The organism is Streptomyces sp. V1I1 (genome assembly GCF_030817355.1).
Classification (GTDB): domain Bacteria; phylum Actinomycetota; class Actinomycetes; order Streptomycetales; family Streptomycetaceae; genus Streptomyces.
On the sequence record NZ_JAUSZH010000001.1, the window covers coordinates 187,974 to 211,083 of the forward strand.

The following is a 23,110-nucleotide window of genomic DNA, read 5'->3' on the forward strand; positions in this document are numbered from 1 at the left end:
CAGCCACACCATCCACTTCCACCAGCTGCAGCGCGGGACGTCGGACCGGTGCGCAACAAGCGGGTGAACGAGCGCACCGGCAAGGAAGTCTCCCTGGACCAGATCGTCAAGGGCTTCGACGCGGGCGAGGAGTACGTGCTCGTCGAGCCCGGCGAGTTGGACGACATCGCCCCGGGACGCTCCCAGGCCCTGGAGATCATCGGGTTCGTCGACTGGAACAGGTTGAGCCGATCTTCTTCGACAAGACGTACTACCTCGGCCCGAAAGGCAAGGAGCACGCCAGGGTCTACGCCCTGCTGGAGCAGGCACTAGCCGGCGCGGACAAGGCCGGGATCGCCACGTTCGTCATGCGAAACCATGAGTATCTGGTCGCGGTGAAGGCCAAGGCCGGCCTGCTGACACTGCACACCCTGCACTGGGCCGACGAGATCCGCGACCCGCGCAAGGAGATCGACAACCTGCCCGGCAAGGCCCAAGTCACCGACCGCGAGCTGAAGATGGCCGAGCAGCTCATCGACGCGCTCAGCATGGAATGGAAGCCGGAGGAGTTCCACGACACCTTCCAGGAACAGGTCGCCAAGCTCAGCGAGGCCAAGCGCACCGGCAAGACGGTCGAGAAAGCAGAACCCCCGGCAAAGGCCACGAACGTGGTCGACCTGATGGAGGCGCTGCGCGCCAGCGTCGACCGGGCCAAGAGCCCCAAAGACCGCGGCGACGAGAAGGCCACATCCACCGGCGCTCCCCCAGCGCGGATCAAGGACGCCGCCGACAAGCGCCGGGCCGGCAACACAGCGAAGGCGAAGAAGCAGTCGAAGGCCTCGTCATTCGATTCCCTGACCAAGGCAGAGCTCTACCAGCGCGCCACGGACGCCGGTATCCCTGGCCGCTCTTCCATGAACCGCGAGGACCTCCTCAAGGCTCTCCGCGGCAAACGGGGCCGACGCAAGGCTGCGTCCTGAAGAGCCCCCGTGCCGCTCAAAGAGCGTTTTGTCCCGGCGGGTTGTTTGGTTCCGGGTTCACGTGTCGCGCCAGATCGGGGTTGATTCGCGGGTGAGTCGTCGGCTTATGACGTCAATCATCGCGAGGTGGATCATGGCCTCCGAGCGGTGCGGATGGGTCTCGTAGTCGCGGGCAAGGCGGCGGTGGTCCATGAGCCAGCCGAAGGTCCGCTCGACGACCCAGCAGCGCGGGATGACCTTGACTGCGGGATCACGGCGTACGACTTCGACGTCAATACCGAGGCGGGCTCCGTGGTCGATGGCCTTGGCGAACTACGCAACAGGTTCCGCGTCCTGGCTGTCGACCGACCCGGAGGTTCCCCGCCAGATCCTGCGCCGCCTGGACGCCGCCCCCCGCCTGACCCTCGCCGACTCGGCCACCGCGATCCTCACCCGCCTGCACCGGACCACACACGGGGCATGGCAGGCATCCTGGTCCGTCGTAGGCCACCCCCGCCTGGCTTTATTCACGAGTACAAACGATCGAAGCCACCCCGCCCCCTGCCGATCACCCACGACGGCGCCGCCACCTACCTCACCGGGGCACACGCCATGCTCCTGGGGCTGAGCCTACGGCCGAGCGCCCCACCACCACACGTGGCTGCCTGATGGCACCACACTCCTGCTCTACACCGACGGCCTCGTCGAATCCCGCACCCGCTCCCTCGACGACGGCATGATCCGCCTGCGCCAGCACGCCATCACCCACCGCTACCTGCCACCTCCCCAGCTGTGCGCCACACTCGCCGACGACCTGGGTGACAGCCGCGACGACATCACCCTCATCGCTGCACGGACTCCCACCCGGCTGCCCGTCAGCTGACCGCTCAAGGGATTTAGTGGCCGTTCAAGGCAGAAGGGGGCCCTCTAGCTACAGGCCGCGCGGGAGCGCCGGTCGGAGCTGCCTTTAGCTGCTGGCCGCAAGCAGCCGTGAGCCGGGCGGCGAAGGCCCGGCGCCTGTAGAGTCGTACCTATGCCGGACCTCACCCTCTACCAGGTCGAGGCGATCGCCCGCGAAGGTCACGCGCACCAGAGGGACAAGGCGGGACGGCCCTACCTGGAGCATGTCCAGGCGGTGGTTGACGGGGTGAGGGCGCGGGGCGGTTCCGACGAACAGATTGCCGCCGCCTGGCTGCACGACACGATCGAGGACGACGTGCTCTCCCGCGAGTGGTTCCAGTCAGCCGAACTTCCGCAGGACGTGAAGGACCTGGTCGACGCGATGACCAAGCGCCCGGGCGAGGGCGACGAGTCGTACACGCAGCGGATCCTCGCCACGCCGGGCGCCCGCCTCATCAAGGAGGCCGACCTCGCCCACAACGCCAACGCGGACCGGCTCGCCCTGCTCGACGAACCGACCCGGACCCAGCTCGGCGAGAAGTACGCGAGGTTGCGGCGGCTGCTCGGCCTGCAGGAGCCGTGTTGATCTCTCGGTAGCCAGTTCAGACTCAGCATTCCGCTGCCCGGGGCTCTGCGGTACAACGTGCTCACAGGGCCAAGGTCACCGCTGGTCCGCCGCACGATGCGGCGCGCGTCCGAATGCTGGCTCACGACGCCATGTCCTCGCTCAACGGCTGCCGGGCGAGCTGCGCCAGGTGCTCCGTCCAGTCGCCGGACCGCGCCGACTGCACCATGGCGGAGGTGGCCGCACCGGTGCTGCCACCCAGCTCGGTGAGCTCGGTACGGCACGGCTTGCACAAGCCGTCCTCGAGCGCCGGACCGGTCAGGAAGATCCGGCACCCACACTCGCCGCAGGAGCCGCGCGGCGGGCCTCCCGCTCACGCGGGGCCGGCAGCGCCGCCGCGCCACCGCCGATCGGCTGCAGGAGCTCGCACTCCCGACAGACCCCGGACGGGCCGGGCTTGCTGCCGTGGTCGAGGCACAGCCCCCGCTTCCCGCAAGGGCTACGCCCAGGACTGGGCGACCTGGAGCAGGTTCTGCGCCGACAGCGGTGTCCCGCTGCTTGCCGTCACCTCCGGCGCTCCATTCACCGGAGGTGAGCACTTTCCTGGACTCCGGACATGGGGAGCTTATCCGGGGTCTTCCAACGGTGCGGCCGGGACATGTCAGGTTTGGCCGCCGCTCGGGCAGACCATGCACAAGAAGGGTACGCGTCCCGGTGGGCGGGTGCGCGTGCGGGAGGGGAGCCGATGAATCGGAAGACAGGTTGGGCGGCACTGGCCGTGATCCTGAGCGTGCTCGCAGTACTGGTGACCCCCACGCCAGCGTCACCGACATTGGCGTGGTGGTGACCAGGTTCCGGAACTATCAAGACGGCTGGTGTCTGGACTACTACGCCGCCAGGAAGGAGGGCGACGACAACGATGTGTACGCAACCGGCTGCAACTCAGGCGACTTTCAGAAGTGGTGCTGGAACAACACCCCCCGGACCGCCACCCCGATGCGGCAGGAGCAGAGCGATCTGTGCCTGACGTTGTGGCCAAACGGGAGCCGGTATTCCGTGTACATGCGCCGCTGTGACTTCCAGACCTTTGGCTACATGCAGCGATGGTATGTGGCCTTCCCCGCCGATGGGGGACCAGCCTTCATCAGGAACGCCGCTCACACCAACCTGTGCCTCAGCCTCCCCACTTACATCGACAGCACCATCTTCATCTATACGTGCACCAACGGTCACCCGGAAATGCGGTGGAACGACTGGTGAGTGCGCAAGCCCCTGCGGGAACGGCTGCGCCTCTGTCTTGGAGATATGAGCGTTTGTGCTGGTGACAGCCGTGGTCGGGCTTCTGCTTTACCGAGCGTGGAAAGCCTCTTCGCCACGTGGCGTTGAGGGGCGGATGCGGCGAGGGATGATCCTTGAGGACCTTCGAGTGCAGCCCATGAAGGGGGTCGCCGTAGTATCCGCCGCAAAAACAGCGGATATTGCTGACCTGGGGCGATGGTGATCATGACGGTTGGTCGTGTCCTGGGCAGGGACCCGGTCGTTCACCATGCAGTGCGGTAAGCCGTCGATACGACAGCGGGCCCCGGAGGCCACCGCGTACGAACGGCTGGGCTGGGGGTGATTGGTGGCGACCCGTGTGTTCTCGGACGATGAGCTCGCGCGGCTGCGCGGCTTCTCGGAGATCAACAAAGAAGAGCTGATCCGGTTCTTCACACTGACGCCGGGCAGCCGGACTCAGAGGTATTTCTGACGCTGCGCCAGTTGCGATAGGGGGTGTCCGTGCCCGAGGTAGAGGCGACGGTGGACCAGGTGGTGCCGGCGATCGGCGCGGCGGTGGGGGCGTACGGGGTGGGGGTGCTCACCCAGGCGCAGGACACGGCGGTCGACGCCACGGTGAACCTGGGCCAGCGGATCCTGGCCCGGCTCCTGCGCCATGCCCCTGAGCGCGGGCGGCTGGAATCGGCGGTGGCCGATCTCGCCGCAGGCGGGGAAGACCCGGACGCGGTGGCGGCGCTGCGCCTGCAGGTCCGCAGGATCCTGGCGCAGAACCCGGAACTCGTCACGGAGCTCGCCGCGATGCTGCCGCCCGCCCCGCAGGCCAGCACGAGCAGACGTGCCACCGAGCGACTCCGCACGTTCCTCCTGCCAAGTACTGCCAGCCAGCAGCGCGCGGCCAGCGGGACGGCCGCGAGCGAGGCTACGTGGTGGACGCGGATGGAACGCACTGTGGGACTGCTGGTGAGCACGGCCACACTGGCCGTTGCCGCCTTCGCATGGATATCGATCCAGCAGGTCAACAGCGACCAACACATCACCCGCGACGGACAGATCACCGACCGGTACAACGCAGCCGTGCAGAACCTGGGCTCTGACTCACTCGACATACGCCTCGGCGGCATCTACGCCCTCCAGCGCATCATGGAGGACTCCCCACGAGACGAACCCACGGTGGTCCGTGTCCTCTCCGCATTCATACGCACCCGCTCCACCACACTCGCGAAATGGGCCTCCACAAAGCCACGCCTAGGAACCGATATAAATGCCGCTCTAACTGTCCTCTCCACTAACCACAACAAGACCCCCACCGATTTGACCAATGCCTACCTGGCCCGCGCTGACCTGGCCCGCGCTGACCTGACGGGCGCCGACCTGGCCCGCGCCGACCTGACTGGCGCCGACCTGACTGACGCTGACCTGCAGGGCGCGCACCTGGCTGGCGCTGACCTACGGGGCGCGCACCTGGCCCGCTCGGATTTGCGGGGGGCAGACCTGACCGACGCGAAAATGGACAAGGGAGCGTTGACGTACTCTCAGCGGTGAAGGCCCTCCCAGTCAGTCCCGGCGCCTACCGGTCGGCGGGGGATCTGAGGCGTGTGATCCCCCTGCTGGAGCAGATCCCAGGCCCGGATCCAGCCCCGTGCGTCAGCCGGCCGACCGCCAGCAGATCGCAGCGTCCTGACTCACTCGCGACGTACCAGCCCAGATCAGAAGCGATCTGGACGCGTCAATGGTCGGTAAACTGCGGTGCGTCCGGGAGTGGATCGTCGAGCACAGCGAGGGGCCGACGATCCGGGAGATCGGTCAGCAGGTCGGTCTGTCCAGCACGAGTTCGACGGCGTACCAGCGCGGGAGGCTGAAGCAGCACGGGATGATCAGCCGCAACCGGAGCTGGCGACATCCGTCTCGCTAGGGGCCTCACGAGGCCATGTCCTCGCTCAACGGCTGCCGGGCGAGCTGCGCCAGGTGCTCCGACCAGTCGCCGGACCGCACCGGCTGCGCCACGGCGGGGGTGGCCGCACCGGTGCAGCCACCCTCGATGTCGGTCGGCTAGGACATGTCACACAGCTGACCATCGATACCGAGCCGCCCGGGATGTCAGTGGTGTTCGTTAAAGTCAGAACCTGATGGGTTGTCCGTTCTCCTTGGCCACGGAGCTCTGTGCGGGTGAGCAGGTGTCGGCTGGCATGAAGACGGCTAGGTGGAGTTGCTGGCAAGGGGGCTGGCGATGGACTGTGACACCGGCAGATCCAGACAGCGGTGCAGGGAGAAGCCGTCTCTGACGAGCCGCTGATCTGTCCGACGGATGCGCTTGAGCTGGACGCCTTCCGTGAGGAGTACTGCGGTTGGACGTTCTGGTGCGGTGTTCTGCTGGGCGGCTGTGGCGGGCAGTTGACGACCAAGCGCTGCACGATCGTGTCTGTCACTTTGCTCATCTGCCCGATCCAGAGGGTCTGCGGCCGGAATGCGGACGACGTGCGCGGGTGTGAGCAGCGCAGACCACCTGTATGTGAAGACCGCGACAGAGGCATGGCTGCAGCGGCAAGGACACACGCCGCGCTACCGCTTCATCGACCCTGACGATGCGCCGATCGGCTCCGTCGTGGAAATCGACCTGGACGGGCACAAGATGCGCATCCACATGAACCCCTCCGTGCAGCCCGACTGGGATGCCGAGGACGGAGAGCTGATTCTGGGGCCGGGCGTACGCATTTCCCCTGGCCAGTTGGCCCGCCGGGGCTACGTCAACCGCGTCAAGCTGGTGAGCGACGGCAACCAGCGCATCCTGCAGTTCGGCACCGAAGTCCCCCGCGAGGGTACTACCTGGGGGTACGACACCGCCGACTGCGAGGTCACTCCCGAGGGCCTGCTCAAGACTCCCCTGGTTGCCCGCGTCTGGCGCGAAGGCGGTCCGGCGCCGGCAGTGCCCGAGCCGAGGGCCGAGCAGGACACCGCGCCGGTGTCAGCGAGCCGACGTTCTACCAGTCTTCCTGATGCGCACGTTCCGGTTCGGATCGGGGCCCTGGTCCGCAGACTCAACACGGCCGTACGGACGAGCGAGATCATCCTCGTACGAGGGCTGTGCCGGGAGGCCGAGCACGAGATGGGCCGGTGTGAAGGACTCGCTCTCGACAAGCTCGAGGCCGCCACGTCGGCTGCTCAGACCTGGCTCCAAGGACAGGACCGGCTGCGTCAGGTCCTCTTCACGCGTCTGCAGAACGCCGTTGAGCATCGTCATGCCTCCGAGACGCGGTCCCTGCTGCGACAGGTGAACGACCTCTTGAAGCGTGGCGAGGCACCCAGCGAGGACGAGGCGGCAACGCTAGCCGCTGCCAAGCCGCTCACCGACATCGTCTTCTCCGGGATGCGGCCGGCTGCCCGGATGTCCACTCGCGGCGCGTTGTCCACGCCACCAGTATCAGCCCGCCAGGACCAAGGAGTCGCACAGGTCCAGCCAGCTCGGCAACAGGCCAGAGAGTCGTTGTGAGGTGCCCTTACCGTCGGCGGTCTCGTGACAGCATGCCCGGCTCGTATAGGCAGGCAAAGTCGAACACGTACCGCGGCGCTGAGCGCGGCTTCTTCCTCGTGGAAGCCGTCGTTCGGGGGCCGGGAGCGGAAGAGAGGTGCAGGTTGCCGATCCACACGGTGCCGGAGTGACGCTCCTGTACCGTCTCGCCTTGCTCGTGAAGCGCCTCGATGATCTCGGCTGCCGGCCACCCGAAGACGTCGACGCCCTGGAACGCAACCGGGCATGCCACTCGCTCGTCGACCGGCCGCCGCGACAGCGAAATGATCGAAAGGCCGCCTCCGTCGGAGGCCGAAAGGGTGATCGAACATCCGGGCAAGTCGAAACCAACCGCCCAATCGGTCCCGCAGACGAAATCATCCGACAGCGCCGCATGCGGCGCCAGGACGCGACGGGCGTACTGCTCGGACATGCCGAAGACCAGTTCGGGCAGCGGGCCGGGCAGCCGTACGCCCGTCGCAGGAAGCAGGTCGATGGTCATGCCGCCATGGTGGCAGCCACGGCCACCACCTGGGCACTGTCGTCTCAGCTGCCCGGCTCACGGGTGCCGCATCGCTGCATCGAACGCAGCCGGTCAGCCCCGTCGGATTGGTCTGGTATTACGGCAGGATGCGGGGACAGTCTGAGGACCGCTAAGTGCAGCCCGGGTCTGCCGGGTCGGCCAAGGTGAGGCGGATGTTGTGATCGACCACGTGGTGATCGGCGTCGGGGACGTAGCGACGAGCAGGGCGTTCTACGAGCGTGCGTTGGCCCCTCTCGGAGTGGGCATCGTGCTCGACCTTCCGGGCTACGTCGGGTTCGGGGACCAGGGCATGCCATGGTTCTTCGTCGCAGCCCGGGAACCAACGCAGCGGGTGCACATCGCGTTCAGTGCGGCGGATCGGCCCACGGTCGATGCCTTCCACAGGGCCGCGCTGGAGGCCGGTGCGGTGGACAACGGCGCACCCGGCCCTCGCCCGGTCTACCACCAGCACTACTACGGAGCGTTCGTCTTCGACCCGGACGGCAACAACATCGAGGCCGTTTGCCACGTGCCCGGATGACGCGCCGGATCCCCGACTCCAACATCCGCTGAGTGCGACTGTTCACAGCACGTACGGGTCAGACGAGTGCGGTGAGGCGGTCCTCGATGTAGGCGCGCTTCGCGTCTTCGTCTCGACGAGACGACAGGTAGCGCGACCACGCCTGCTGCTCATGAGCGGTAGGGCCGAGTTCCCACACGCATTGCGTCGGCTTGAGTATCCCCTCCCGGGGATACGGCTCGAAGCCTCCTTCCTCCTTGAAGTGCAACGTCTGCCACATTTCGTTGGTACTGCGCCAGACACAGACGATGAGGAAGAAAATCTCCCCGGAGCGATGCAGGATCACAAACCCAGCTCGTTGCGGAGGTCCAGCCTCCCGGCGGCCGCTTCGGCGCGGAGGAACCCGCGCGCCTCTTCCCGGACTTCCGGTGCGACAGCCAGTTCCGTGTGGTGGACGTCGTACCACTTGAGGTACGCGTTACCTCGCCCCGGCCACAGCGGCCGGGGCGAGATCTCAACGGGGCACCGCAGCATCGGCAAGAGGCCGGTGCCCCGCTCCCCTTCACGCCGTTTCGAGATCAGGAGACCTCCACCATGCACCGTCCCGCCATCTTCGCCGCCGTTCTCGGCCTGGGCAGCTGGCAGACGGACAATTAGGCGGCTGCGAAGGGCCGCCCGGATCCGGGTGCCGGCGGAGCGAAGGCCAGGGAGTCCTGGCGGGGCGCTGATCGCTCACGTGGCGGTCTATCACCTGGGCATAGCCGTGATGCTCGCGGTGACCATAGCCCTGCTCGACCTGCCGATCGGATGGACCGGGGCCGCGACGGGGATCGCCTCGATCGCCGAGGTCACCAGCCTGCTCGCGCCCAGTGGCAGTCGGCGCTGAGAAGCAACGCCGGGCGGATTCGGTGCACTCCTCGGTCCGGAGGGCTCTGTATTCGCTCGAGCCGAGGCTCACACGTCCACGCAGGGGGCGGTCGGCCGGTGTTGGGGAGATCCCGGCCGGAGGCACCGAGCGTGGTGGACTCGATGAACCGGACGGTGGCCTTGCCCACGCCGGGCCTGAATGTCACGCGGAACGCACTTGTTTCCCGCGACAGTGCACGTGAACGTCCAAGCGTGGCCGGATCGATCAGGTATCGAGAAGCGCGGGACACGGAGCCGGTTCTAGCCTGTTCGTCATGGACATCACCATTCACACGAGTTCCCTGCCGCACGACGACCCGGATGCGTCCCTGGCTTTCTACCGCGACGTCCTCGGCTTCGAGGTCCGCAGCGACGTCGGGCAGGGCAGGATGCGCTGGATCACGGTCGGCCCGGCCGGTCAGCCGAACACGTCCCTCCTCCTGGCGCCGCCGGCCGCCGACCCGGGAGTCACCGAGGACGAGCGCCGCACCATCACCGAGATGATGGCCAAGGGCACCTACGGCTGGATCCTGCTGGCCACCCCGGACCTTGACGCCACGTTCGAGAAGGTGCAGGCCGGTGAGACCGAGGTCGTCCAGGAGCCGACCGAGCAGCCGTACGGCATCCGTGACTGCGCCTTCCGCGACCCCGCGGGCAACCTGGTCCGCATCCAGGAGCTTCGCTGAGCCGTGCGGGCATCGATGCGGCCGTGCTGGTCGGCACTGCGACCACCTGCAAAGAACGCGGCGCACCATCGCAGAGGTGCCCGCCCTGCCTGGCCGCCCACCAGGGCCGCGTCCGCATCCTCGTTGAACCGGACAGGGGCCCGGAGTCCGTCCCGCTGCTGTCCGTCAGTTGCTCGACCGGCTGGTCCGCTCCGGCGGGCCGGTCTTCATCACCGAGCGCCTGGGGTGCCTGTCTCGGCAGGCACCCCAGGCGCTTGTAGGCGTCGATTGAAGAGGAAAGTAAGGGGAGTGTTCCATGTGTCAGCCCGAGTGGCGGCATGCACGCGTCGAGGCGCAGCGCCTGACCGATCTCGCGCGGCTGCGCCGCGTCCGCGACCGGATCGATAGGGAGTACGCGCAGCCGCTAAACGTGGAGGCGCTCGCCCGCGGTGTGAACATGTCCGCCGGGCACCTCAGCCGGCAGTTCCGGGCCGCCTACGGCGAGTCGCCGTACGCGTACCTGATGACGCGTCGCATCGAGCGCGCGACGGCGCTGCTGCGGCGTGGCGACCTCAGCGTCACCGAGGTCTGCTTCGCGGTCGGCTGCGCGTCGCTGGGCACGTTCACAACCCGCTTCACCGAGCTGGTCGGCATGCCGCCCGGGGCTTTCCGGCGCCGCGCGGCGGATGCGGCGGATGCGGCGGATGCGGCGGATGCGGCGGCCGACCGTGCCGATGCCGCGGGTACGGTCGGTGATGCGGGGCCTGCGGTCACGGTGGAGGGGATGCCGGCGTGTGTGGCGAAGCAGGTGACAAGACCGGTCAGGAATCGAGAAGCCCCGGCCGCCGAGCAGCCCCTAGCGTGATGGCCATGGCAACCACCGCATCCACCACGTCCATCGCATCCGTCACCCTCGAGGTGGCCGACCCCGAGGCCGCCCACCGCTTCTACACCGCCTTCGGCGTGGACACGCACATACGCCTGCGGGCGTCCGAGGCGCACTCCACCGGATTCCGCGGCTTCACCCTGGCGCTCACGGTGTCCCGGCCGGCCACCGTCGACAGCTTCCTCGGCGCCGCCGCGGACGCCGGCGCCACGGTGCTGAAGCCCGCCGCGAAGTCGCTGTGGGGCTATGGCGGCGTCGTCCAGGCGCCGGACGAGACGATCTGGAAGGTCGCGACCTCGGCGAAGAAAGATACCGGCCCGGCCACCCGCGAGATCGACGAGATCGTCCTCCTGCTCGGCGTCGAGGACGTGAAGGCCAGCAAGCGGTTCTACGTCGGCCGGGGCCTGACCGTGGCCAGGAGCTTCGGCGGCAAGTACGCCGAGTTCGCCTCCGGCGAGTCCAGCCCCGTCAAGCTGGCGCTGTACACGCGCCGTGGCCTGGCCAAGGACCTCGGCGTCCCCGCCGAGGGCACAGGCTCGCACCGCATCGTCCTCGGCAGCACCGCCGGCCCCTTCACCGACCCGGACGGATTCGCCTGGGAGGCCGCCACGTCGCTCACCCCCGCGCCGTCCACGGCGTCTGCACGGTCCTGACTCCCGGCCCTGAGCTCCCGCCCGGACCTGCCTCATCCCTGTACGAGAGGGGAAATCTGCCATGCAGCACACGAAGTCGTCTGCCGAGACCTCCGGCACGGCCGCCGAGGAGTACAACGGATTCACCGCCGAAGAGCGGGCCGCGATGAAGGAGCACGCGCAGGAGCAGAAGCAGGCGGCGGCACGGCGCGGTTCGCGGGCGGAGAAGGAGGCGGCAGCGGAGCGGGATGTGCTCGCGAAGATCGCCGAGATGCCGGAGGCGGACCGCGTCCTCGCCGAGCGGATCCACGCCATCGTCAAGGCCGCCCACTTTCAGAGCGCGCAGAAGTTCAAGTCGAGGTATGCCACGCTCGGATTCAGCGACCAGGCGGGCTCGACGACGGCGCCGGCACTCCGGCTGGTCGGCATGCGCGGCGGCTGTTCGAGGCCGTGCACGCGCTGACTGATGCCGGCCGCCCCTACAGCGCCGCAGCGCGAGCTCGGACTGGACCGCCGCACGGTGCGCAAGTACGCCCGGGCCAGCACCTGGCACGAGGTGATGCGTCGGGCTCCCCGCCGCTCCTCCAGTCTTGATCCGTACCTCGACTACCTGCAGCAACGCTGGGACGAGGGCGAACACAACGCCAAGATCCTGCACCAGGAACTGTCCGGCAAGGGCTACCTCGGCCACTACCAGCGAGTAAAGATGGCCATAGCGCCCCTTCGCCGCGGTCTGCCCCTGGACGAGCCGCGCGAGCGGCCGCTTTCACCACGCGAGCTGCTCGCTGGATCTCCACCGCCCCCGGCCGGCGCAGGCTTGAGACCGAACAGCGCCTGCGCCGGCTGCTCGAACAGTGCCCGGAATTGCACCGCACGCACGAGCTGGTATGTCAGTTCGCCGACATGCTCGCTGCCCGTGACGCCGCATCCCTGCCCGACTGGCTCGACCGGCTCGTCGCGAGCAGTCTCCCTGCCCTGGTCGGCTTGGCGAAGGTGATCCCCGAAGAGCAGGCAGCGGTTATCCAGGGGATCACCACCTCGTTCAGTTCCGGGGGCAACGAGGGGCGCATTACGGACGTGAAACTCCAGAAGCGGATCATGGGAGGTCGCGCAGGCGTCGCGCTCCTGTGCCAGCGGGTCGTGCTGATCGCACACCTACGCCGCCGCTACCCGGACCACTCCGCCGCTCGATGGTGATCTTCGGCTACAAAATTCTTGCATGCGCCGAGCTGCACCCAACGAGGCTTCAGCTTCGGAGGGGGATGCCCAACGACCGTACGAGCTGGGTCACTTCCTCCCGGAAGAGCTTGTCCGGGCTGGTCGTCTGGGTGCGCAGATGGCCGTAGACCTCCAGTGACACCAGGCCGTGCAGACGCCCCCAGAGGCGCAGGGCGAGTGCGACGGCAGCGGGCGGCAGGCCGGGGAAGTCCGCGCGGACCGTGTCGACGAGCCCGGCGTCGAAGTCGGACCACTCGAACTCGCTGCTCTCATGAAGGTGTTCGGCGTGCGGCCAGGCGGCTGCCGCGAGCGCGGTGAGCCCCGCGCAGACCCGGTGGGTAGCCTCCGGGGCGGCACCTCCGTGGGGGGTGTCGTAGCCGGGAACGGGATCGCCGTAGACAAGCCGAAAGCCCTCGGGGTTGGCCAGGGCCCAGCTCCGGAAGGCGCCCGCCCACCCCTGGATCCGGGTGGCCGGACCCTCGGCGGAGGCGCTCTCCCATGCAGCGTCCACGGCGTCGGCCAGCTCGGTGTACACGTCGTTGATGAGCACGGTGACCAGGTCGTCGCGGGTGGCGAAGTAGCCGTAGATGGCGTTGGCCGTCATGCCCATCTCGCGGGCGATGGCCCGCAGGGTGATGGCCTCGGGCCCGCCCGAGGCCATCAACTCCAGCGCCACGTCCTTGATTTCGGCCGTCGTCTCGGCCCGCAGGCGCTCGCGTCGTCCCTTGCTTCCTGCCCTGCTCGCTGTACTTGCCACCCAGACACTCTACAGCGTCACCCACATTGATGGCCGTATAGAATCTTCACGGCGTATAGTTGTCACACGGACGTACCCAAACTTGTTGGTTGCGCCCTCATATCCGCATGAACAGGGGAGAACCATGCACATCGGAGTCGTCGGAGCCACGGGGACCATCGGCAGCCGGGTCGTTACTGAGGCCCTCGACCGGGGGCATCACGTCAGGGCGTTGAGCCGTGACGCGACGCGGCCGCAGGCCGACGAGAAGCGGGAGAACATCACCTGGGCGGGCGTCGATGTCCTGGATGCGGCGAGCATCATGGCCGTGCTGCCCGGCCTCGACGTTCTCATCAGCGCCTACCAGCCCGGCAATGCCGCCAAGGACTTCGAGGACACCGTCCGGCGTTCGATCGCCGACCCCACGGTCCACTCCACCGTGGCGCGCGCCCTGCTGAAGGCCCTGGAGAGCCACCCGCGGACCCGGCTGATCGTGATCGGCGGCGCAGGCAGCCTGGAGGTCGAGCCCGGGCTGGTGCTCGCCGACTCGGACGAGCGCATGCACGAGACCCTCGACCAGCTCGGGCTGCCCCGCGCCTACGCGGCGGCGGCGCGCGGCGCCCGCGACGGCTTCAACGTCCTGCGCACCTCGAACCGGCTGTGGACCTACTTCAGCCCCGCCGAGGAGATCGCCCCCGACGAGCGCACCGGACGCTTCCGCATCGGCGGCGACCAGGCGGTCCGCGACGCGGAGGGGCGCAGCCGCATCTCGGCGGAGGACGCGGCGGTCGCCCTGGTCGACGAGGCGGAGCTGCCGCAGTTCGTGCAGCGGCGCTTCACGATCGGATACTGAAGGGTCGTGTTGCTCAGAGGCCCCGGCCCGCCACAGGGGCGGAGTCCCGGGGCCTTCGTCCAGGCGGTACCACGGTGTCGGTTCTCGTCGGTGCGGCGGTGCTGTCGTGTCAGCGCAGCGCGATGTCCACGATCCAGTCGTCCAGGCCGGGGTCATGGCGATGTCCGCGCAGCGTCTCGGCCAGGTGCCGTCGGGCTTCGGCGAGCAGGTGCCGGCGGGCGAAGCTGCCACGCATCACGTAGACCACTGCCGCGACATCGACGACCGGCCGCACTCGAGCCCGGATCACAGCGGCCGCGGCCCGGGCCCGCGCCAGGGGTCCGTCGACCAGGGCGACACCGAACCGTCGGATCGCTGACTCCCGCCACCGCTCCCGCAGCACGTGAAGGGGCAGCAGTTGCTTCTTCGACGGCCGGTGCTCTCAGCCGCCCACCGCGCCAGCCCGTGCCGGGCCCGCTCCCCCGGCTGGCGTCCGTGGTCGGCGACGTAGGTGTCGGTCCGCCCCTCCAGGGCGGCGAGGATCCACTCGCGGCGCATGGACGACCAGCCGATCAGCTCGTGCGGGATCCGTGCTGTCTCCATCACCGCCCAGCTCCCCAAGCATGCAGCCCACCTGGACGCCGCCCCAGGCGACCTGCTGGCGTTCACCGCCTTCACCCGCGAGATCTGGCGGCAGATCTGGTCGAACAATCCGCAGGAACGGCTGAACAAGGAAATCAGGCGTCGCACCGACGTGGTTGGGATCTTCCCCGACCGCACCGCCCTGATCCGGCTGGTCGGCGCCGTGCTGGCCGAGCAGAACGACTAGTAGGGCTTTGTTAGGTGGGTCTTGTCGCGTTGGGTGTCTGGTAGTTCGCTGTTGGTATGAGGGTCGGGGAACTCGCTTCGTGTCGTGTCCGGTTGGAGGAGTTCGGTGGGGAGGTGTTCGCGCCGCTGGTGCGGCGGGATCAGCGTGAGAAGGGTGCCCTGTATCTGCGGGGGCTGCTGCTGGACGGCCGGCGTAAGTCGATGCAGCCGATGGCCGGGCGCCTGGGGGTGGACCACCAGCAGCTTCAGCAGTTCATCACGTCCTCCACCTGGGCCTTTGACGCGGTGCGGGCCCGGTTGGCGTGGCGGGCCGTGCGGGTGGTCCGTCCTCAGGCGTGGGTGGTGGACGACACCGGGTTCCCGAAGGACGGCATCTCGTCGCCCGGGGTGGCCCGGCAGTACTCGGGCACCCTGGGCAAGGTCGGTAACTGCCAGATCGGCGTCAGCGTCCACGCCGCTTCCGACACCGCCTCGTGTCCGCTGTCCTGGCGTTTGTTCCTTCCCGAGAGCTGGGACACGCCAGAAGCGGCCAGCCGTCGGGAACGCTGTCGCATCCCTGATGACGAGCATCACCGCCCGAAGTGGCAGCTGGCGCTGGAGATGCTCGACGACCTGGCCGGCACCGGGCTGAAGCCGGCGGTGCTGGTCGCGGACACCGGATACGGCGCCAACGCCGACTTCCGCCGCGGCCTGGAAGACCGCGGCCTGGCCTACGTCCTGCAGGCCAAGGCCGAAATGACCGCCCACAGTGAGGATGCCGAACCCCACCAGCCTGCCTATGGCGGCCTGGGGCCCAGGCCCCTTCCGCGTTACCGCACCCGCCCGGTGTCCTTACGGGATCACGTGCTGGCCGCCGGACGACGCCAGGGACGAACCCTGACCTGGCGCAGGGGCTCCAAAGCCGCGATGAGCTCGCACTTCGTTCTTGTGAGGATCCGTCTCGCGGGGCGGCGGCCCAAGCCCGCCACCGACGGCACGATCCCGCTGACCTGGCTCATCGCCCAGTGGCCCGAAGGCGAGGACGAGCCGGTCAAGTACTGGATCTCGAACCTGCCCGCAGACATCCCCGCCCGCGACCTTGTCCGCATCGCGAAACTGCGGTGGCGCATCGAGCACGACTACCGCGAGCTGAAGACCACCCTCGGCCTCGACCACTTCGAGGGCCGCTCGTTCACCGGCTGGCACCGGCACGTCACCCTCGTCACCGCCGCCCACCTGTTCCTGACCGAACAGCGGACCTGCCCAAAAGCCCCTGCCAGGGCCTGACCCTCTACCAGGCCCTGGATCTCCTCCAACACCTCCTGGCCACCTGGACCGGCACCTGCCCCACCTGCCGACAACCCACCCCCTGGCAGCCCTACGACACCACCTAACAAAGCCCTACTAGGCCGTGTCTCTTCGATCATCGGCTGCCTTCCCGAGCCCCCAAACCCGCACCACGCCGGCCGGTCGGAAACCGGGTGCGGACTGTCGGTGCGGTGGTGTGTGATCGGGGGTGTGGCGATTGTGTTAGGCAAGCCGGGAGTCGACGCGCTGAGCGAGGCTGTGGGCGTGCTGCGGGAGTGGCAGTACGACGGGGCGCCGATGCAACTGCATCCGGGGGACCTGGGCTGGTTCTGGCGGTTAGGTGCGGAAGCGACCGCCGCGGCGGTCAGGACGTGGAGCCGGGACGGACAGATTCTCGCCGTCGGGCTGCTGGACGGTCCCAGGCTGTTGCGGCTGACGATCGCGCCAGACGCTCAGCGGGACGAGGAGCTGGCGCAGCAGTTGGTTGAAGACGTGACCGAGCCGGAGCGCGGCGTGCTGCCCGAGGGGAAGGCGAACATCGAGGCGCCGATGGGTGCACTAATCCAAGATCTGCTGTTCGAGGACGGCTGGAACGCCGACGAGCCGTGGACGCCGCTGCGCCGCGACCTCACGAAGCCGGTGAATAACCCAGGCGTGCGGATCGAGGTGGTCGGGCCGGAGCAGGCGCTCGTGTTTGCCGCCGTACATCGGGCAGCGTTCGACGGGTCGAGGTTCACGGACGAGCGCTGGCAGGCGATGGCGGCCGGATTGCCGTACGCCGACGCTCGGTGTCTGGTCGCGTACGACGACCAGGGCAACGCGGTGGCGGCGGTGACGGTGTGGTCGGCCGGTCCGGGTAGGCCCGGGTTGCTCGAACCGATGGGCGTGCACCGGGAACATCGCCGTCACGGCTACGGCGAGGCGATCACCGTCGCCGCGGCGGCGGCACTCCAGGAGCTGGGCTCGTCGAGCGCGATCGTCTGCGCCCCGAGCTCCAATGTCGGCGCCGTCGCCACCTACAAGTCAGCCGGCTTCCAGCAACGCCCCGAGGTCCGGGACCAATACCGGGACGCCTAGTGGCCTTGTCTCCTCGATCACGAGCGGAGCCAGATGAGGAGTGCGGCAGCGGTGACGGTGCCGAGGAAGACGTATCCGCGCTTGTCGTAGCGGGTGGCGACGGCTCTGAACTGCTTGAGTTTGTTGATCGCCCGCTCGACGGTGTTCCTGGCTTTGTACCGGGTCTTGTCGAAGCCGGGTGGCCGACCGCCGCGTGAACCCCTGCCGAGGCGGGCGGACTTGGTGTCGCTCTTCTCTGGGATCACGTGCCGGATGCCACGTCGTCGCAGGTAGGAGCGGATCAGGCCGTTGCTGTATGCCTAATAGGCACGTGGGTTGGCCGTTGAGCCAGTCCAGGCAGGGGCCGGGCGAGACGTCTGGGCTGTATGCAGCACCGGGAGTGCTTCGACAAGAGGGATGGAGTTCCGGCCCCTGCCGTTGCGAGTTCGGTCGCCGTACCGTTCCGTGATTCGAGCCATTCCCAGGGCCACCTCCCGACTCAGCTGGAGCCGTCGAGCTCTTCACGAGAGTGAGGCCCCTGAGCAGGGCTGGGGCCACGGACGGCTGATGGGGTGGTGCGCCCGCGAGCGCTTCTATTAGGTCGCCGGGTGGTCCTGCCGCGGCTTGATGCCGATGGACAGCGAAGCCTTGAGAGGAGCGCGTGGTGCACGTAACCTGCGGAATCGACTGGGCCGAGGACCACCACGATGTGGCGGTGGTCGACTCCGACGCCCGGCTGCTCGGCAAACTCAGGATCAGCGATGACGTGGCGGGGTTCCAGGACCTGTTGCGCCTGCTCGCCGAGCAAGGCGACAGCCCGGACGATCCGATCCCGGTCGCGATCGAGACCTCCCGGGGACTGCTGGTGGCCTGCCTGCAGGCCTCCGGGCGCCGGGTCTATGCGATCAATCCGATGGCCGTCGCCCGCTACCGCGACCGGCACGCCGTCTCCCGGAAGAAGTCCGACCACCAAGACGCCGTCGTCCTGGCGAACATCCTGCGCACTGACGCCTCGCTGCACCGTCCGCTGCCGGCAGACTCCGACTTGGTCAAAGCGATAGCCGTCCTCGCCAGGGCTCAGCAGGACGCGGTCTGGGACCGCACTCGCGCCCACAACCGGCTCCGATCCCACCTGCGCGAGTATTACCCCGCGATCCTCGAGGCGTTTGCCGACAAGCGTGAGCGGCTGCTGTCCCGGGAGGCCCGCGCGATCCTGGCGATCGCGCCCACTCCGGCCGAGGCCACCCGGCTGACGCGCGGCCGACTGAGGACCGCCGTCACCAGGGCCGGACGCCAACGCCGCATCCAGGCCGAGACCGACCGGCTCCTTGAAGTGTTCCGCCGAACCTGGCTCCGCCAGCCTGCCTGGTCGAGAAGGCGATGGGACGGCAGACACTCGCCCTCCTCGCCCAACTCGACGCAGCCTGCCAGGCATGTGACGGCCTGGCACGCGACACCGAGGAACTGTTCCTGCAGCATCCCGACGCGGAGATCATCACGAGTTTCCCCGGCCTGGCCACGCTCACCGGCGCGCGGATCCTCGCCGAGATCGGCGACGACCGCAGCCGGTTCACCCGGGCCGGCGATCTGAAGGCCTATGCCGGAAGCGCACCAGTGACCCGCCAGTCCGGCAAGAGCCGCCACGTCACCCACCGTCGGATCAAGAACAGCCGCCTGGCCTCGACCGGCCGGCACTGGGCGTTCGCTGCACTGACCGCCTCACCCGGCGCCCATGCCCACTACAACCGCCGACGGGATACCGGCGACCGCTACCACGCCGCCCTCCGCAACCTGTTCAACCGCATGCTCGGCCAGCTCCACCACTGCCTGAGCAACCGCCAGAAGTTCGACGAAACGATCGCCTTCAGCACACCCGCCCCACCCCCGCTCACGACGGCCGCTTGACCTGATAGCCGCATGGGGTGCCTTGTCGCCGCGCACCCGCCGCGGGTGGGTGCGCGGACTGCCCGGTCGGGGCCTGGGCACGCGGATTGCGTCGAGGAGGTTCGCGAACTGCGATGAGTCGCCGCGTTGTCCGGCGGTGATCAGCAGGGCCAGCGGGCGCTGGCCCTGCTCGACCACCAGGTGGATCTTCGTGGTCAGCCCGCTGCGGGAGCGCCCGAGTGCTTCGCCTGACGCACCGCCTCCGCCAGGAACGGGCGCAGGCGCATGTGCACGCGCATGTGAACTGATCTTTGTACGGCCCCTTTTGAGGTACTGGGCGGTGCCGGCGGCGGACCTGTTGGGGCCGGCGGCGTGCTGGTGAGCGCGGACCGAGGTGGAGTCGATGTTGATGTTCCAGTCGACGTCGCCCGCGGCGTCGGCGACCGCCTGGACGTGCTGGAGCAGCCGCTCCCAGGTGCCGTCGGCCGACCACAGCATGTGCCGCTTGTGGACGGTCTGCCATGAGCCGAAACGTTCGGGCAGCTTGCGCCACTGACAGCCGGTGCTGAGCCGATGAATGATCCCGTTGATCACCTGCCGGTGATCACGCCACCGGCCGCACCGGTTGTTGCTCATGGGCAGCAACGGCTCCAGCACCGCCCATTCGTCGTCGGTCAGATCCCCCCTGCTCAGCATGACCAGAACAACGAATCACTGATCGAAGAGACACCCTCTAGTAGGGCTTTGTTAGGTGGTGTCGTAGGGCTGCCAGGGGGTGGGTTGTCGGCAGGTGGGGCAGGTGCCGGTCCAGGTGGCCAGGAGGTGTTGGAGGAGATCCAGGGCCTGGTAGAGGGTCAGGCCCTGGCAGGGGCTTTTGGGCAGGTCCGCTGTTCGGTCAGGAACAGGTGGGCGGCGGTGACGAGGGTGACGTGCCGGTGCCAGCCGGTGAACGAGCGGCCCTCGAAGTGGTCGAGGCCGAGGGTGGTCTTCAGCTCGCGGTAGTCGTGCTCGATGCGCCACCGCAGTTTCGCGATGCGGACAAGGTCGCGGGCGGGGATGTCTGCGGGCAGGTTCGAGATCCAGTACTTGACCGGCTCGTCCTCGCCTTCGGGCCACTGGGCGATGAGCCAGGTCAGCGGGATCGTGCCGTCGGTGGCGGGCTTGGGCCGCCGCCCCGCGAGACGGATCCTCACAAGAACGAAGTGCGAGCTCATCGCGGCTTTGGAGCCCCTGCGCCAGGTCAGGGTTCGTCCCTGGCGTCGTCCGGCGGCCAGCACGTGATCCCGTAAGGACACCGGGCGGGTGCGGTAACGCGGAAGGGGCCTGGGCCCCAGGCCGCCATAGGCAGGCTGGTGGGGTTCGGCATCCTCACTGTGGGCGGTCATTTCGGCCTTGGCCTGCAGGACGTAGGCCAGGCCGCGGTCTTCCAGGCCGCGGCGGAAGTCGGCGTTGGCGCCGTATCCGGTGTCCGCGACCAGCACCGCCGGCTTCAGCCCGGTGCCGGCCAGGTCGTCGAGCATCTCCAGCGCCAGCTGCCACTTCGGGCGGTGATGCTCGTCATCAGGGATGCGACAGCGTTCCCGACGGCTGGCCGCTTCTGGCGTGTCCCAGCTCTCGGGAAGGAACAAACGCCAGGACAGCGGACACGAGGCGGTGTCGGAAGCGGCGTGGACGCTGACGCCGATCTGGCAGTTACCGACCTTGCCCAGGGTGCCCGAGTACTGCCGGGCCACCCCGGGCGACGAGATGCCGTCCTTCGGGAACCCGGTGTCGTCCACCACCCACGCCTGAGGACGGACCACCCGCACGGCCCGCCACGCCAACCGGGCCCGCACCGCGTCAAAGGCCCAGGTGGAGGACGTGATGAACTGCTGAAGCTGCTGGTGGTCCACCCCCAGGCGCCCGGCCATCGGCTGCATCGACTTACGCCGGCCGTCCAGCAGCAGCCCCCGCAGATACAGGGCACCCTTCTCACGCTGATCCCGCCGCACCAGCGGCGCGAACACCTCCCCACCGAACTCCTCCAACCGGACACGACACGAAGCGAGTTCCCCGACCCTCATACCAACAGCGAACTACCAGACACCCAACGCGACAAGACCCACCTAACAAAGCCCTACTAGTGGACCGAAGCCCGCCGCTACATGGGCCGCGAACTCCTCGCCAAGGCCCGCCTCCACCCGATCGAGTCAGAAACCGACGAACCCGCACTCCAGAGCGAACTCACCGCATAGCCTCAAAATTGGATCACCGAGTGGCCGTCGATACACCACTCCCGGACGTGACCGAAGGGGTTCGTGTCCGCCGATGGGGTGAGACACGTTCCGGGGCATGAGAGCGCGAGTCCGATCTATCAAGAGCTGCGTCACTCTGGGCGTGCTGGTGCGTCGTTTCTCCTGGAAGTCGGTGATCGTATGAAGTTCAATCCTCTGGAGCAGCGAGGCATCCGGCTGGACCGCCAGCTGCGCAGCTGGCGGGAGCTGAACGTCTCGCCGATCGATCGGTGAGGTCAGCGGCGCTGACGGCACGATGGCTGCGGCAGACCTTCGTGCACTGGCCCTACCCGACGGAGGAAGTACAGGCGCTGCTGCCCGCCGGGCTGCGCGTGGATGATTACCACGGCCGGGCATGGGTGGGCCTGACTCCCTTTGTCATGGCATCGGTCCGGCTCGGGGGCGTAGCGCCGCTGCCGCGTTCGACCTTTCCGGAGACGAACCTGCGCACCTACGTCCGGCTGCCGGACGGACGCAGCGGGCTGTGGTTCCTGTCCCTGGACGTCACCCATCCGCTGATGCTTGCGGCCCGAGCGCTCGGTGTTCCCTACCACCTCGCCGACCTTACGGTCCGGGTTGACGGCCCCCTCGTCCACTACGCGGGGCGGCGCCGCGGAGCAGGGGCCTCCTACCAGCTCACCGTCGAGACCGGTCCACCGATCAGCGCAGATGAATTCGACCGCTGGCTCACCTCCCGATGGAGAGCCTTCTCATTGCGGGCGGGCACGCTGTGGCAGACGCCGGTCCGACACCAGCCTTGGCCCTTCGCCCGCGTCATTCTTGTCCAGCTGCAGCAGACGCTCACGTCCGACGCCGGCCTCTCGTCCCCCGCGACCGATCCGGTTGTCCACTATTCACCCGGCGTCGGGCCTGCCCGTATCGGCATGCCCCGGCCCGTCGCCGCCTCGGTCTTCAGGTGACTCCCTCAACAACGGGTGCCCTGCGAGTCACCTGAAGCAGTGGAGCTACGACTGGCGTCAGTCCAGTGCGACCACATCGTGCCCACCCCACGGACCACGTGACGCGTTCTGAGGAACCGGGCTGACGAACCAGCGGGCCGTCCGGACAGCCGAGGCGCCTTGTTCAAAGGGAAGCGCCTCTCTCCAGGCCTACCGTTGTGGTGAGCCGCACAACGGCGGGTTTCCGGGGGACGGAACCGGCCCCGAAATGCACGGGAGGCTCGACCCGCGCGAGCGGGCCCAAGTCGTTTCCACCGAAGATGGCCGCGGCAGTGGAGATCGGCAGAAGGTCCTGCACGCCATACCACTCACGACGGCCCGCCCTGGTACTGCCGCGGGTCCGTACGCCGAACAGCAGTTGAGCCGGCACATCGACCAGTGCGCTCCAGGCCGGGCGAATGGCGAGCCAACCAGGCACGACATGCAGCAGCGCCCCTAGCGGGTCTCGCCGACCGGTGGTGAAACATAGGTCCAGCGACGGCGCCGTGACGGACCAGTCTTCTCCTGCGATGTCGACTGTGACCGGTACGATCTGCACTTCGTCAAACGTATAGGTGCCGACGATGAAGTCCCCGATCTCTGCAGTGGGAGCCAACAGAAGACCCCTTCCGTTCGCCTGCTCGAGCATCACGTCACTGAACGGCCCGAACGGCGACCGTGCCCAGTGTCCGAGCACCAGCCGAACACTGGAGGAGGTTCCGAGACCAGCGATCCAGCCG

25 protein-coding genes and 7 pseudogenes are annotated in these 23,110 nt (G+C 68.1%); 22 read left to right on the forward strand and 10 right to left on the reverse strand.

From position 1 onward, the window contains the following. The first annotated feature begins 63 nt into the window (after positions 1-63). Positions 64-959, forward strand: a pseudogene (locus QFZ67_RS00930) (Ku protein). Between the two features lie 57 nt (positions 960-1,016). Here QFZ67_RS00930 and QFZ67_RS00935 read toward each other — a convergent pair. Continuing rightward, positions 1,017-1,259, reverse strand: a pseudogene (locus QFZ67_RS00935) (transposase); the annotation flags it as partial. 334 nt (positions 1,260-1,593) lie between these two features. Here QFZ67_RS00935 and QFZ67_RS00940 point away from each other — a divergent pair. Both QFZ67_RS00940 and QFZ67_RS00945 read left to right on the forward strand, forming a co-directional pair. Continuing rightward, positions 1,594-1,821 (forward strand): annotated as a pseudogene (locus tag QFZ67_RS00940) (SpoIIE family protein phosphatase); the annotation flags it as partial. Positions 1,822-1,971: 150 nt separating this feature from the next. Next, on the forward strand, positions 1,972-2,424 hold the full coding sequence (locus QFZ67_RS00945; protein WP_307659191.1) for an HD domain-containing protein: 453 nt from the start codon (positions 1,972-1,974) through the stop codon (positions 2,422-2,424). A gap of 121 nt (positions 2,425-2,545) precedes the next feature. On the opposite strand, the gene QFZ67_RS00950 is transcribed toward QFZ67_RS00945, so the two are convergent. After that, complete coding sequence (locus tag QFZ67_RS00950; RefSeq protein WP_307659192.1) at positions 2,546-2,698, reverse strand: hypothetical protein; 153 nt, start codon at positions 2,696-2,698, stop codon at positions 2,546-2,548. Between the two features lie 545 nt (positions 2,699-3,243). Here QFZ67_RS00950 and QFZ67_RS00955 point away from each other — a divergent pair. From QFZ67_RS00955 to QFZ67_RS00975, 5 genes are all read left to right on the forward strand, one after another. Further along, positions 3,244-3,663: a ricin-type beta-trefoil lectin domain protein gene (locus tag QFZ67_RS00955; RefSeq protein WP_307659193.1), complete on the forward strand. Its 420-nt coding sequence runs from the start codon at positions 3,244-3,246 to the stop codon at positions 3,661-3,663. Positions 3,664-4,027: 364 nt separating this feature from the next. After that, positions 4,028-4,153: a hypothetical protein gene (locus QFZ67_RS00960; protein WP_307659194.1), complete on the forward strand. Its 126-nt coding sequence runs from the start codon at positions 4,028-4,030 to the stop codon at positions 4,151-4,153. Positions 4,154-4,203: 50 nt separating this feature from the next. After that, complete coding sequence (locus QFZ67_RS00965) at positions 4,204-5,223, forward strand: pentapeptide repeat-containing protein (RefSeq protein WP_307659195.1); 1,020 nt, start codon at positions 4,204-4,206, stop codon at positions 5,221-5,223. A gap of 187 nt (positions 5,224-5,410) precedes the next feature. Further along, complete coding sequence (locus tag QFZ67_RS00970) at positions 5,411-5,593, forward strand: hypothetical protein (protein WP_307659196.1); 183 nt, start codon at positions 5,411-5,413, stop codon at positions 5,591-5,593. Between the two features lie 573 nt (positions 5,594-6,166). Next, positions 6,167-7,168: a hypothetical protein gene (locus QFZ67_RS00975; RefSeq protein WP_307659197.1), complete on the forward strand. Its 1,002-nt coding sequence runs from the start codon at positions 6,167-6,169 to the stop codon at positions 7,166-7,168. A gap of 7 nt (positions 7,169-7,175) precedes the next feature. On the opposite strand, the gene QFZ67_RS00980 is transcribed toward QFZ67_RS00975, so the two are convergent. Further along, positions 7,176-7,688 carry a hypothetical protein gene (locus QFZ67_RS00980; protein WP_307659198.1) on the reverse strand — a complete coding sequence of 171 codons (513 nt, stop codon included), beginning with the start codon at positions 7,686-7,688 and terminating at the stop codon, positions 7,176-7,178. Between the two features lie 199 nt (positions 7,689-7,887). Between QFZ67_RS00980 and QFZ67_RS00985 the strand changes: the two genes are divergently transcribed. Then, on the forward strand, positions 7,888-8,250 hold the full coding sequence (locus QFZ67_RS00985) for a VOC family protein (RefSeq protein ID WP_307659199.1): 363 nt from the start codon (positions 7,888-7,890) through the stop codon (positions 8,248-8,250). A 58-nt stretch (positions 8,251-8,308) separates the two neighbouring features. Here QFZ67_RS00985 and QFZ67_RS00990 read toward each other — a convergent pair whose 3' ends face one another. Beyond that, positions 8,309-8,575, reverse strand: a complete 267-nt coding sequence (locus QFZ67_RS00990; RefSeq protein WP_307659200.1) for a hypothetical protein — start codon at positions 8,573-8,575, stop codon at positions 8,309-8,311. A 390-nt stretch (positions 8,576-8,965) separates the two neighbouring features. On the opposite strand from QFZ67_RS00990, the gene QFZ67_RS00995 reads away from it, so the two are divergent. From QFZ67_RS00995 to QFZ67_RS01020, 6 genes and pseudogenes are all read left to right on the forward strand, one after another. Beyond that, entirely contained in the window at positions 8,966-9,115 is a 150-nt protein-coding gene (locus tag QFZ67_RS00995; RefSeq protein ID WP_307659201.1) for a hypothetical protein, read from the forward strand. Positions 9,116-9,410: 295 nt separating this feature from the next. After that, positions 9,411-9,821 (forward strand): VOC family protein, encoded by a 411-nt coding sequence (locus QFZ67_RS01000; RefSeq protein WP_307659202.1) that lies wholly within the window; start codon positions 9,411-9,413, stop codon positions 9,819-9,821. Between the two features lie 295 nt (positions 9,822-10,116). Further along, positions 10,117-10,665: a helix-turn-helix transcriptional regulator gene (locus tag QFZ67_RS01005; RefSeq protein ID WP_307659203.1), complete on the forward strand. Its 549-nt coding sequence runs from the start codon at positions 10,117-10,119 to the stop codon at positions 10,663-10,665. A gap of 5 nt (positions 10,666-10,670) precedes the next feature. After that, on the forward strand, positions 10,671-11,339 hold the full coding sequence (locus tag QFZ67_RS01010) for a glyoxalase (RefSeq protein WP_373429911.1): 669 nt from the start codon (positions 10,671-10,673) through the stop codon (positions 11,337-11,339). Positions 11,340-11,400: 61 nt separating this feature from the next. Then, positions 11,401-11,912: pseudogene (locus tag QFZ67_RS38925) on the forward strand (hypothetical protein). Positions 11,913-12,107: 195 nt separating this feature from the next. Further along, the gene (locus QFZ67_RS01020; protein WP_307665696.1) at positions 12,108-12,515 is read left to right on the forward strand and encodes a transposase; all 408 of its coding nucleotides are present in this window, start codon (positions 12,108-12,110) and stop codon (positions 12,513-12,515) included. Positions 12,516-12,564: 49 nt separating this feature from the next. Here QFZ67_RS01020 and QFZ67_RS01025 read toward each other — a convergent pair whose 3' ends face one another. Then, a complete protein-coding gene (locus QFZ67_RS01025; RefSeq protein WP_307659205.1) occupies positions 12,565-13,293 on the reverse strand; it encodes a TetR/AcrR family transcriptional regulator in 729 nt (242 codons plus the stop codon). A gap of 124 nt (positions 13,294-13,417) precedes the next feature. Between QFZ67_RS01025 and QFZ67_RS01030 the strand changes: the two genes are divergently transcribed. Continuing rightward, positions 13,418-14,125 (forward strand): NAD(P)-dependent oxidoreductase, encoded by a 708-nt coding sequence (locus tag QFZ67_RS01030; protein WP_307659206.1) that lies wholly within the window; start codon positions 13,418-13,420, stop codon positions 14,123-14,125. A 109-nt stretch (positions 14,126-14,234) separates the two neighbouring features. Here QFZ67_RS01030 and QFZ67_RS01035 read toward each other — a convergent pair whose 3' ends face one another. Beyond that, positions 14,235-14,507 carry a hypothetical protein gene (locus QFZ67_RS01035; protein WP_307659207.1) on the reverse strand — a complete coding sequence of 91 codons (273 nt, stop codon included), beginning with the start codon at positions 14,505-14,507 and terminating at the stop codon, positions 14,235-14,237. A 210-nt stretch (positions 14,508-14,717) separates the two neighbouring features. Between QFZ67_RS01035 and QFZ67_RS01040 the strand changes: the two are divergent. From QFZ67_RS01040 to QFZ67_RS01050, 3 genes and pseudogenes are all read left to right on the forward strand, one after another. After that, positions 14,718-14,930, forward strand: a pseudogene (locus tag QFZ67_RS01040) (transposase); the annotation flags it as partial. 59 nt (positions 14,931-14,989) lie between these two features. Beyond that, the gene (locus QFZ67_RS01045) at positions 14,990-16,198 is read left to right on the forward strand and encodes an IS701 family transposase (RefSeq protein ID WP_307659208.1); all 1,209 of its coding nucleotides are present in this window, start codon (positions 14,990-14,992) and stop codon (positions 16,196-16,198) included. Between the two features lie 231 nt (positions 16,199-16,429). Then, positions 16,430-17,296 (forward strand): N-acetyltransferase, encoded by an 867-nt coding sequence (locus tag QFZ67_RS01050; protein ID WP_307659209.1) that lies wholly within the window; start codon positions 16,430-16,432, stop codon positions 17,294-17,296. Positions 17,297-17,313: 17 nt separating this feature from the next. On the opposite strand, the pseudogene QFZ67_RS01055 reads toward QFZ67_RS01050, so the two are convergent. Beyond that, positions 17,314-17,595, reverse strand: a pseudogene (locus tag QFZ67_RS01055) (IS5/IS1182 family transposase); the annotation flags it as partial. Between the two features lie 341 nt (positions 17,596-17,936). Between QFZ67_RS01055 and QFZ67_RS01060 the strand changes: the two are divergent. Both QFZ67_RS01060 and QFZ67_RS38930 read left to right on the forward strand, forming a co-directional pair. Then, positions 17,937-18,866, forward strand: a complete 930-nt coding sequence (locus tag QFZ67_RS01060; RefSeq protein ID WP_373429912.1) for an IS110 family transposase — start codon at positions 17,937-17,939, stop codon at positions 18,864-18,866. Beyond that, positions 18,824-18,958, forward strand: a pseudogene (locus QFZ67_RS38930) (transposase); the annotation flags it as partial. The gene QFZ67_RS01060 and the pseudogene QFZ67_RS38930, both read left to right, overlap by 43 nt. A 36-nt stretch (positions 18,959-18,994) precedes the next feature. Here the strand turns inward: QFZ67_RS38930 and QFZ67_RS01065 are convergent. Then, positions 18,995-19,852 (reverse strand): IS5 family transposase, encoded by an 858-nt coding sequence (locus QFZ67_RS01065; RefSeq protein ID WP_373430190.1) that lies wholly within the window; start codon positions 19,850-19,852, stop codon positions 18,995-18,997. 161 nt (positions 19,853-20,013) lie between these two features. Beyond that, positions 20,014-21,222: an IS701 family transposase gene (locus QFZ67_RS01070; RefSeq protein WP_307659208.1), complete on the reverse strand. Its 1,209-nt coding sequence runs from the start codon at positions 21,220-21,222 to the stop codon at positions 20,014-20,016. Positions 21,223-21,662: 440 nt separating this feature from the next. Here QFZ67_RS01070 and QFZ67_RS01075 point away from each other — a divergent pair, with 440 nt between their 5' ends. Beyond that, positions 21,663-22,352, forward strand: coding sequence for a YqjF family protein (locus tag QFZ67_RS01075; RefSeq protein ID WP_307659210.1), 690 nt, complete (start codon positions 21,663-21,665; stop codon positions 22,350-22,352). 163 nt (positions 22,353-22,515) lie between these two features. Here QFZ67_RS01075 and QFZ67_RS01080 read toward each other — a convergent pair whose 3' ends face one another. Further along, entirely contained in the window at positions 22,516-23,019 is a 504-nt protein-coding gene (locus QFZ67_RS01080; RefSeq protein WP_307659211.1) for a hypothetical protein, read from the reverse strand. Between the last annotated feature and the right edge of the window lie 91 nt (positions 23,020-23,110).